The following is a 10,097-nucleotide window of genomic DNA, read 5'->3' on the forward strand; positions in this document are numbered from 1 at the left end:
AGAGTTAATGCATTGGATCGTAAGCGTCTAGCTAACGACACCTATCCTTGCTTTATGTTCCAAGGTAACAGTGGTTCTAGATTATCAGGCTGCTCAGCTAGGTGCTGTAAGCAAGTAGAAATATAGTCATGCACCATAATATCGTTGGCCTTTGCCGTTTCAACAAGACTATACAGTATGGCACTGGCATGGGCGCCCTTGCTGGTGTTTGAGAACAGCCAGTTTTTTCGACCTATTACGAATGGCTTTATTGCTCGCTCGGCGCGGTTGTTATCAATACTGAGTCTGCCATCTTCTAGGTAACGCCGGAACTTTTCAAACTGATTTATCCCATAGCTAATGGCTTTACCCAGCGGTATTTTCGGTGGCATTTTGTCTTGATGCTTTATCAGCCACTGATACAATTCATCCACTATCGGCTTGGCTTTTTGCTGCCTAATGTTGAATTTTTCTTCAGCCGTTTTATCTTTAATGGCTTGCTCTATGCCGTACAGCTTACCAATGAGGTTCAGTACCACGTCTGCTTTACCCGTTTTCTTATTATCTCCTTTGGCTTCGATGAATTTCCGGCGTATATGCGCAAGACACGCAACCAGTGTTGCCTGCGTTTGCTCGTAAGCTTTATAACCATCAACCTGCAGATACCCTTGATAACCTGCAAGAAAATCAACAGTACATTGGCCTGCTCGGCTATTGTTATAGTCAAATAATACAATATTGCGGCCTTTACCGGCCTTATCATCACCACAACAATACACCCACATATAGCTTGTTGCTTTATCCGCGTTAATCACCTTTAACGGGGTTTCATCGCCATGAATAACCGCTTGAGATAACAACACCTCTTTTAAGCGTTGATACAGTGGTGACATCAGTTCAGCACAACGTATCATCCAGCTGGACATGGTTTGTCTGCTCAATTCAATTTCGATGTTAGCAAACAGTGTTTCTTGGCGATAAAGCGGTAAGCCAAACTGGTATTTACAGGTAATTATTTGACTTAGCAAACTGGGCGTGGCGATACTTTTTGCAATGGCCGTTGCGGGCATAGGGGCGGTTTTTATCACACTTTCAATACCTTCACGCTCACAGTGGCGGCAGGTATATTTAGGGCGAATAGTTTTAATCACTTTGATATGCGCCGGTACAAATTCTAAGGCTTCACTGCTGCTTTCACCCATTTTGTGCAAGGGGCTTTGACAGCCATCACACACTTTGTCACTGTCATCTAAGTCAACAACTACGTTAACTCTGGGCAACTGCTTTGGCAGTGGTGTGCGTTTAGGCTTGGTTTTGTCTTTCTTTACTAAGGGAGACGCCGCTAATAGCGCGTTATCATGTTCATCAAGCGTTTCTTCCGCTTCATTGAAGACCTCATCTGCGCCTGGCATTTTTTCTGATTTCTTGGCGTACTCTTTGGCAAGCTTGGCGTTGTAGGCTGCAAGTAACTCATGAATTTGTGCGTCTTTCTTAGCCAATTCTTCGTCTTTTTTTGCCACAACAAGGTGCAACTCAAGCAGCATACGCTTGAGTTGCTCTGGGTCGTCAGGTAATGAGTGGGCATCAATTTTCATGGCCACAATCTAGCAGAATTTACTCGTATTTTCTTGCTGGCAGAGCAGATAATTACTGGCGTGGTGGCAATGATCGTTGACTCGTCATTCGATCTCTTCTAGATCAGACTGATAGCGCAATGCTTGATGACCAAGCACATCATAACCCGATAATAACCCAATAAGTTGTTGCTCGGTGAGCTCAAACTCCAGCTCATCTAATTGACTGGGCCATTTAAACTTATGCTTTTCTAATCGTTTGTACCACAAAGCAAAACCTGTTTTATCCCAGTACACTAACTTGAGCTTGTCTTTGGCTTTATTACAAAATAAAAATAATGCGCCAGTATAGACATCGCGTTTTAACTCGCTTTCAACGATAGCAACAAGTCCATCAATAGACTTTCGAAAGTCCACAACATCGCGGTGCAAGTAAATACTGTCGGGTTTAACGAACATTTTCATTCGGCAAGCTCGCGTAATAATTGACTTAGGAAGGTGGCGGAGGTTGTTGTCGGCAAGCTGAGTGTTACATTGCCAATCGCAAGAGTGAACGGCTGTTGCTGCTCGATAACGTCGATTTGTTTGGTGATTTTGGCACGAATAAAATGACCAGATGACGCACTAAGCTTGTTTCTTGTGGCATAAAACGTGTTTTTTGATAAAGCATGTTGTTGGCAATACTCAGCAATAGTTAAATCGCTAGTTTGTTGCTCTTCGATAATGTTGCGCCACTGCTCAAGGCTACGTGATTTCCTCATGATTATCTCCTCATTGAAACGTGGAAATAGCCTAAAGGATTTAACGAGTTATTGGCAGGTGCACTTTGCTAGACGCTTACATTGGATCAAGCAGCGGGTGTGGCACAACCACCGACGGCGTTGCCTATAGGGATGTAGGTAAGGGGCGTGAGCAGGAGCGGAAGCTTTAGGATGGCAACAGTCTCACGCCTGTTGAACCTCGAACCTAGACTGAAGACAGGTGCCACGGCGGAACAAGTAAGGTAGGCTCTGTTAGCGAAAGCTAATAATCCACGTATACCAGCATGACAACCGACGAACATTACCAGCTTCATCTAGTGCATTAACTCACTTTACTAGCAAAAATAATGGTTCTTTATTGAGCAGAAAATTACTCAATCTGCTTGACGTGGGGAGTCATACCAGACGCTTAGCTCACCGGCGCGACGTCAGGAGCGTCCGCGTGGAGCTTATTGATAATCATTGAGCCTTCTCCCTCAGCTTTGCCAGATTGGCTAAGCTGAAAGGCGACGAAACCCAAAAGGAGAAGACCCAATGAAATTTTATACTACACAACATCCGTACTATTGTGGAATTGATTTGCATGCTCGCTCTTTATACGTTTGCATTCTGGATGCTGCCGGTGAAACCATCTTACACCGTGAAATCAAAGCATTGCCAGAACCATTACTAGATATCTTAGCACCTTATATCGGTAATGTTGTCGTTGGCGTTGAGTGCATGCACTGCTGGTACTGGGTAAGCGACTTATGTGCTGAACATGGTATCGATTTTATTCTTGGTCATGCTTTGTATATGAAGGCCATTCATGGCGGCAAAGCAAAAAATGATCGCATAGATTCCTATAAAATTGCTCACCTTATTCGCGGTGGCAATTTCCCGCAGGCCTATGTGTATCCGCCAGAAATGCGCTCTGCCCGTGATTTATTGCGCCGCCGCACTCGTATTGTTCGCCATGGCGCCGACTTAAAAGCACATGTAAAAAACACCACTAGCCAGTACAATTTACCCCCTAACAACCTAAATTTACGCTACCCTAACGCCCGCGAAGCTATGCGAGATCGCTTTGATGATCAGTTCGTACAGCGCAATGTTGATCTGGACTTAAACATCATTGCTTTTTACAACCAAGAACTTAGTTCTATTGAATGCTTTATTGAAAAACATGCTAAGCATCATAACGGCAACGATTACCATATCCTGACCAGTTTTCCCGGTATTGGCCGCATTCTGGCACTGACTATCCTGTACGAAGTTGGCCATATTGAACGCTTTAATACCGTTCAAGACTTTGCTTCATATAGTCGGTTGATTAAGTGTAAAGCAGAATCTGCGGGTAAAAGCTATGGCACTCAGGGTAATAAAATTGGCAATGCGCATTTGAAGTGGGCCTTCGGTGAGATTGCTGTGCTTTATCTGCGCGGTAACGACAAAGCCAAATCTTACTTACTCAAGCTACAAAAGCGCATGAGCAAAGCCAAAGCACTCTCCGCGCTCGCGCATAAAATTGGCCGTTGTGTTTACTACATGCTAAAAAATCAGAAGGTGTTCAATGAAGAACGTTTCTTAACGTGTTAAGTCGCGGGACAAGGTGAGCTGAACGTCTAACTGGAACACCATGGCTGATGCTCAAATGAAGGCTGGTAGCCAATAGCAACATGCTGAACCACCGGCCTTCTGGCACACTGCCGTAGCCAGCGCGCTTGATTAGACACCTTGTCGCCGCGCATTACCATCAGCAAGATGGTTTGCACCTGTACTGAGCCTGAAACTAACTGGCTTTAAGCCCGTCGCCTTGAATAGTGCCAGCAACAGGTTAACCGATGAATGTCTGGTGCCCCTGCTGTCAGCAAGGATGCTGAAATCAGCAGGCACTCACTGAGAGTGAGATAAGAGAGCCCCTATATGTGTTTGTTGCAGGCTATCGCCTGGCAACCATGATGACAGATGAAGCAGAGTATCTTGCTGATGGACAACAAACTGGCCGCTAGCGCGGCCAGAAGAGCGGCTTTACCTATTGACTCCGAGAAGGCTCATATGTGTTAGATTCATGGGTATCCAAGAATACTGGATCTTTTGAAAGCCTATTTTCAATTTCAGTAGCATCTAGACCTTTTGCTAGCTTTAAATACGAATCTGCTTCACTCTCCGAACCCATAGATTTGTGAAGTCTTGCAATATTATAGAATGCAATAGCTTTAGACCCTTCGTGAATAGCTTCAATATCACTGATAACCTTTAAAATAGAAATGGTATCGATCTTTACTGAATCTTCGCATTTCAAAGCTTCAGCAGCCAGAAGGTCTGCTTCAACCCAATACCGTCTGCTTGCATTTGAATTCAGATACTCTTTCGCTTTTTCGGGATAGCCATACATTGAAAGCGCTGATGCAATTTCGTGTCTCTGTTCCCCGCCAATAGAGCGACCAAGAACAAACCTTTTAAACATCAAAGGGAGCGCTTTCCTGCCACGTTTCGTTGACATTAAAAAGGCGAAAATTCCTGCATATGCTGCAATTAACGAAATGAATATTGGCTCCTTTTTATCGCCTTTGTTGTAACCAATTATTTTCCCAACCACCCCTTTTCCCCTAAGAGAAATTGCAGCACCGCCTGACTGTGGCGAAGTAGCTCTATACATAACGGAAACATTGGCACCCTCACTTGGATTGAGCCCATCAATTCTCAGAGTAATTGAGTTGTCTTTTACTTCTTTCGTATGCGAAATTGCGGTATCAATAGCTATTCGGGAGCGCTCGATCACTTCATCGGAAAAGCTGACTACGAGAACGACATCTTCAATTATTTTGTCACCAGAATTCTTTATCTCAACCTGCTGGATAAATAAAGAATTGCTGGGCTCATCAAAAGGTATGCTCTGTATAGAGTTATAGGTGAGCTCGGCCTTTTCCGTTTGCCACCAAAATAATGACATTCCGGTTACTATGGTAACAAGCCCTGTAACAAGGGCCGTTGCAATAATAGATTTCCAATTCATGACATATCCATATTTAAGAATCTAACGCCCCGCTAAACATCGAGCGTTAGCGAGTCCGGTGGAGGCCACGCCTTTTGTGGCCGGAACGAATTTGAGCGGTTTGTTATGTGATTTATAGTGCACGACTTAAATCAACCGTATAGCCTGCATGCTGTAGCTCTTTTGCTATATCCATTTTCCACGCACCACGATCATCTAAATCAATATACACAACTCCGCTAATATCATTCGGGGTTTCAACGCCACCCTTGACGAGAGCTGTAACTTTAGAGCGCCCCAGTCGCCCAATGAAATATCCATGCTCAAACACTACATTCTGACGCGCCCTCGGCTTATTTTCTTCCCCTGCTTTTGAACCAACATCACATGGCGTGTATAAAACAATAGCGTACCCAACGTCACCGTAAGACTCGATTTTTTCAATTATGGTTTTACTTGAGCTTGCCTGCTCATGAAGAATTATTGGATTTAGACCAATCTGCTCAATAAACCGAGCCAAAGTTAATTTAGCTAGATCGTCGTGTCCGTGAACAATAAAAACCTTTGGATTATTGCCGCTCTGAGATGCGACCAGCTTAGGTTCCTTTTTTCCATCTGACTTTTTGACGATCATTTGATAGCCTGCCGGTATAGATCCCAGACCTTCATGAAATCCAGGGTCTATAACTTCGTACAGCTCAATGCCACCATTGGACATTTTTCGCTCAACAAAATCACCTGACTCAATCAGAATATCGGATTGCTGAATGAATATTTTATTCTTTTGAACACTGGCAGGGATGTCCGCATGCTCTTCGCCACTAGAGCGCATCACTCTTACTCTATCATTGAGCATGTCTTTAAATGGCATATCTACTCCTTGATTGGTTTGATCACATAACCCCGCGTTAAGGTGTGACGCACGTTTGGCTACACTTGAGCAAAGCGAAAATGCCAAGCGTAAGGAATCACTCTTAAACGCTTTGTTATACGAGTTCTCTTTGGATACTCGAAAGATATGCAAAATGTTTGTACTCAGCGGGTATGTTACGTCCGACGCCCAATTCGCGATAGCTAAATTTCAGCGCACAAGCCCCTAAAGCTGCCACATTGAGCCCCTGCATATATGGTTGATAATTTTCTGGCAAATAACCATTGCCCAGCATCATTGCATTACTTACACCAAACCACGGGTCAGTCGCTATTGCCGTTAAAGAACGTTTAACTCTTTGAAATCCAGTTTCTTTCATCACGCGATTGAAATCGTTTAAATCACGATGAAGTTTATTGATTGCTTTATTCTTTCGCTTAGGTATATCTTGGCTTGTAACTACAGCATCTACAATTGAATCCATAGCATCACGTAATGCTAAAAGCTCTGGCAACCTTTTACTTTTAAAATCAATAACTTCTGAAAGGGGGACATCACCTGTTGGAATTTGAATAGCATTGTACAATTCAAATTCTAAACACCCTTGTGTCTTTGCATATTGCTGAGGAATAATTAATTGATCCGTTGGCTGGGCAATACTCCACTCTTCATTTTTAACTTTGTTATTTTCTTCGTAAGCAGCCATTTGAGTTGCTAGTGGTAAAAATCCATTTTGATCACCTCGTAACTCACGAAATCGTACTGCTGTAGACTTAGCAATCCCTTCCTGAATTAAGAAGTCAACATCCTGACCACCACCAATATGAATCATATTGTTTGTTGGATAATCTATCTTGTCCCAAAAAAGAAGGTAATTTCTGATATTTATAGGTTCAACAGAACCATTCATTTGTAATCCATGCCCATTATTCAAGATTGAATAATTTGGAGTAATTATTATACCGCGTTCCATTTAGCCTCCTGCTCGTATAACGCTTAACATATGGGGATTTTAGGATCGCTTTGGGGCGAAGCCCAGCGAGTAAAATTCCCACCATAATGTTTTGTTATGTGTTTAATATATTACTAAGCTTTTTACATAAGTAATAAACTACAAAAGCGTTTATAGCTCCGAAGATGGCCAATAACTTTATTGCAACTAGAGTATGCGGTGCCTGAGCATATAAAAAACCTACAGCAAAAAATGAAATAGCCACTAAAACAAATGCCAAAATCATAGCTAATTTAAAGTCGATTTTATTATCTCTAATTTTAATTGTATCCATTACATTTGACATATTGAACCTTACTTTGAGTAACACATAACAACTATTATCAGAGGAAACTTTCCTTTTATTCTGACAAAGGAGCTTCTTATTAGTAACTCCCCATATTATTAACAAAAGCAGTAACACTTTGCTATCACTATCTTATTATTAAACTGTTTCAAGGAGACATTTGTGCAAATCAGGAAAGTTTCCTGATTTCGTGACTTGGCAGGAAAACATTCAACACTGGTTATAAGTACAGCTAAAACGATACTTATTTTATGTTCCTTAAATACTAAATAAGCGAGATATCAATGTCTGCTACTCACAACTCAAAGCAGACTATAAACGTATTAGGTCGAACGGAAAATACATTGAGATAATTGACGCTCTAACGTAAACAAAAGTTGGTATGCTATTTTCAACTATTCAAGTTGTAATAGGGGTTTAATAAAGTCTAGAAATGCAGATATCCGTTTAGCCACAGGAGAGGATTTATAGTAAACAGCATTTATTTTTTCTCTTTCTGTATTGATTAAGCGATATGAATTTAATAATGTTATCAAAGCGCCTGATGCAATATCTGCATCTACCATAAACCCTGATAAACAGGCGATACCATTTCCTGATAACGCTAGTTGTCGTATTGTCTCTCCATTACTTGCCGTTAAAGTAGGAACAACAAGCTCCCCTCCTTTAATAGGCCATTTATTCAGTGATTTAATGTCCGAAAATCCAATAATATCATGATGTTTTAGGTCTTGAGGGAGTTTAACCATCCCTCGTCTAGCAATATACTCAGGTGACGCAACAATATGGAGAGGACTTCTGCCGAGTACTTTTGCGTGTAAAGTTGAATCTTCGAGCTTACCGATGCGAATGGCAACATCGGTCCTATTTTCTATTAAATCAATAAACCCTTCATTGGATCTAAGTTCAAGCTCTATGTCTGGATAGGCTAATTTAAAAGGTTGGATCAAAGGAATAAGTTGATGAAATATAAACGGGCTAGCAGCATTAATCCGTAACCTACCAGCAGGTAATGCCCCTCGCGTAATAATGTCATCTTCTGCCACTTGAATAGACTGCAAAGCGGTTCGTACCGTGTTTACGAATTTTCTACCTTCGTCTGTGAGTTCTGTGCGTCTTGTTGTTCTGGTTAAAATATTAACGCCTAGTTGCCGCTCTACTTTGCTTACAGCTCTAGATACACGAGCGACTTGAATATTTAGCACATCGGCAGCCGCAGAAAATCCTCCCGAGTCGACAACACAAAGCAAAAGTTCCAAATCATCTGAACGTGTTTTCAATTGAGCATTCCCATCATTTTCTGCAAAAGTAATTTGTTAATAATACCATTTATCGCAACATTATAGCGATTAATAATAGCGACTACAAAGTGATGCTCAATTTTATTGTTATCACTTTCAACCATTCACTTTTTAAAAATACTTGGAGATGATTATGCCATTAGCATTACTTGCATTAGCACTCAGCGCCTTTGCAATAGGCACGACAGAATTTGTTATCGTAGGTTTACTCCCTACTATGGCTCAAGACCTAAATGTTTCGATTCCTTCCGCTGGCTTACTAGTGAGTTTGTATGCACTTGGTGTTGCAATTGGTGCCCCTGTACTTACTGCGTTAACTGGTAAATGGAACAGGAAACACGTTCTATTATTTGTTATGGGCTTATTTGTTTTTGGTAATCTAGTGGCGTGGCAAGCACCAAGTTTTGAAGCGCTTATTGTAGCCCGAATCCTAACGGGGCTAGCACATGGTGTCTTTTTCTCAATCGGCTCTACTATTGCAACAGGTTTAGTATCCAAAGAGAAAGCAGCTAGCGCCATAGCAATAATGTTTACTGGATTGACTGTTGCTTTGGTTACTGGCGTGCCACTAGGGACTTATATAGGACAACAATTTGGCTGGGAAGCAACATTTTTAACCGTTTCAGCACTAGGATTAATTGCGATGCTAGGCAGTGCAATACTCGTCCCTAATAATTTAACTCAAGCTAAACCCACAAGAATTTCAGCCCAATTAAAAGTCTTAACCCAACCAAGATTGCTATTAGTTTACGCCATTACAGCTGTCGGATATGGAGGCACTTTTGTCGCGTTTACTTATTTAGCTCCTATTCTCAATCAAATTACAGGGTTAGATCCTAGTGTTATTGGCTTGGTTATGTTGGTTTATGGCGTATCTGTTGCTATCGGTAATATTTGGGGCGGGAAAATGGCTGATAAAATGGGGCCTATTAAGGCACTAACCATTATTTTTGCTGGCCTTGCTGCAATATTATTTGTATTTAACTTTACTGCTGTAAATCCTATCGCCGCAATAATTACCATTTTAGTATGGGGAGCTTTTGCCTTTGGTAACGTGCCAGGCTTACAAGTCTATGTTGTAAAATTAGCAGAGCAGCATACCCCAGACGCCGTCGATGTTGCTTCAGGTTTGAACATAGCAGCTTTCAATGTCGGCATTGCACTTGGAGCCTGGGGAGGTGGACTCATTGTTGAACTGTCTGGATTAATGAATACACCTTGGGTTGGTGCTGTTGTGGTACTAATTGCGTTGGCACTTACCCGAGTTAGTGGTGCCTTAGATAACAGAGAAATGGCGTTATCCTGTAAAGTTGCTTAACTCTTCAAAAAATTTGCT

General features: G+C 41.9%; 10 protein-coding genes. 2 read left to right on the forward strand and 8 right to left on the reverse strand.

Annotation, left to right across the window (positions count from 1 at the left end):
• Positions 1–41: 41 nt before the first annotated feature.
• The 3 genes from tnpC to tnpA form a co-directional block, all read right to left on the reverse strand.
• Entirely contained in the window at positions 42–1,574 is a 1,533-nt protein-coding gene (gene tnpC / locus BI198_RS11235) for an IS66 family transposase (protein ID WP_070049631.1), read from the reverse strand.
• Between the two features lie 84 nt (positions 1,575–1,658).
• On the reverse strand, positions 1,659–2,018 hold the full coding sequence (tnpB, locus tag BI198_RS11240) for an IS66 family insertion sequence element accessory protein TnpB (RefSeq protein ID WP_070049632.1): 360 nt from the start codon (positions 2,016–2,018) through the stop codon (positions 1,659–1,661).
• Entirely contained in the window at positions 2,015–2,314 is a 300-nt protein-coding gene (tnpA, locus tag BI198_RS11245; protein WP_070049633.1) for an IS66 family insertion sequence element accessory protein TnpA, read from the reverse strand. The genes tnpB and tnpA overlap by 4 nt, the downstream gene beginning before the upstream one ends.
• Before the next feature lie 534 nt (positions 2,315–2,848).
• Between tnpA and BI198_RS11250 the strand changes: the two genes are divergently transcribed.
• Positions 2,849–3,892 carry an IS110 family RNA-guided transposase gene (locus tag BI198_RS11250; RefSeq protein WP_070049607.1) on the forward strand — a complete coding sequence of 348 codons (1,044 nt, stop codon included), beginning with the start codon at positions 2,849–2,851 and terminating at the stop codon, positions 3,890–3,892.
• 436 nt (positions 3,893–4,328) lie between these two features.
• Here the strand turns inward: BI198_RS11250 and BI198_RS11255 are convergent, their stop codons facing one another.
• From BI198_RS11255 to BI198_RS11275, 5 genes are all read right to left on the reverse strand, one after another.
• Positions 4,329–5,312, reverse strand: a complete 984-nt coding sequence (locus BI198_RS11255) for a hypothetical protein (RefSeq protein WP_070049634.1) — start codon at positions 5,310–5,312, stop codon at positions 4,329–4,331.
• Positions 5,313–5,424: 112 nt separating this feature from the next.
• A complete protein-coding gene (locus tag BI198_RS15910) occupies positions 5,425–6,162 on the reverse strand; it encodes a TIR domain-containing protein (RefSeq protein WP_083256603.1) in 738 nt (245 codons plus the stop codon).
• 115 nt (positions 6,163–6,277) lie between these two features.
• Positions 6,278–7,135, reverse strand: coding sequence for a DUF6236 family protein (locus BI198_RS11265; RefSeq protein ID WP_070049635.1), 858 nt, complete (start codon positions 7,133–7,135; stop codon positions 6,278–6,280).
• A gap of 94 nt (positions 7,136–7,229) precedes the next feature.
• A complete protein-coding gene (locus BI198_RS11270; protein ID WP_070049636.1) occupies positions 7,230–7,460 on the reverse strand; it encodes a hypothetical protein in 231 nt (76 codons plus the stop codon).
• Between the two features lie 395 nt (positions 7,461–7,855).
• Positions 7,856–8,740, reverse strand: coding sequence for a LysR family transcriptional regulator (locus BI198_RS11275; RefSeq protein WP_070049637.1), 885 nt, complete (start codon positions 8,738–8,740; stop codon positions 7,856–7,858).
• 154 nt (positions 8,741–8,894) lie between these two features.
• Here BI198_RS11275 and BI198_RS11280 point away from each other — a divergent pair, with 154 nt between their 5' ends.
• Positions 8,895–10,079, forward strand: coding sequence for an MFS transporter (locus BI198_RS11280; protein WP_070049638.1), 1,185 nt, complete (start codon positions 8,895–8,897; stop codon positions 10,077–10,079).
• Positions 10,080–10,097 lie beyond the last annotated feature (18 nt).

Source organism: Rheinheimera salexigens (assembly GCF_001752395.1).
GTDB classification, from domain to species: domain Bacteria; phylum Pseudomonadota; class Gammaproteobacteria; order Enterobacterales; family Alteromonadaceae; genus Alishewanella; species Alishewanella salexigens.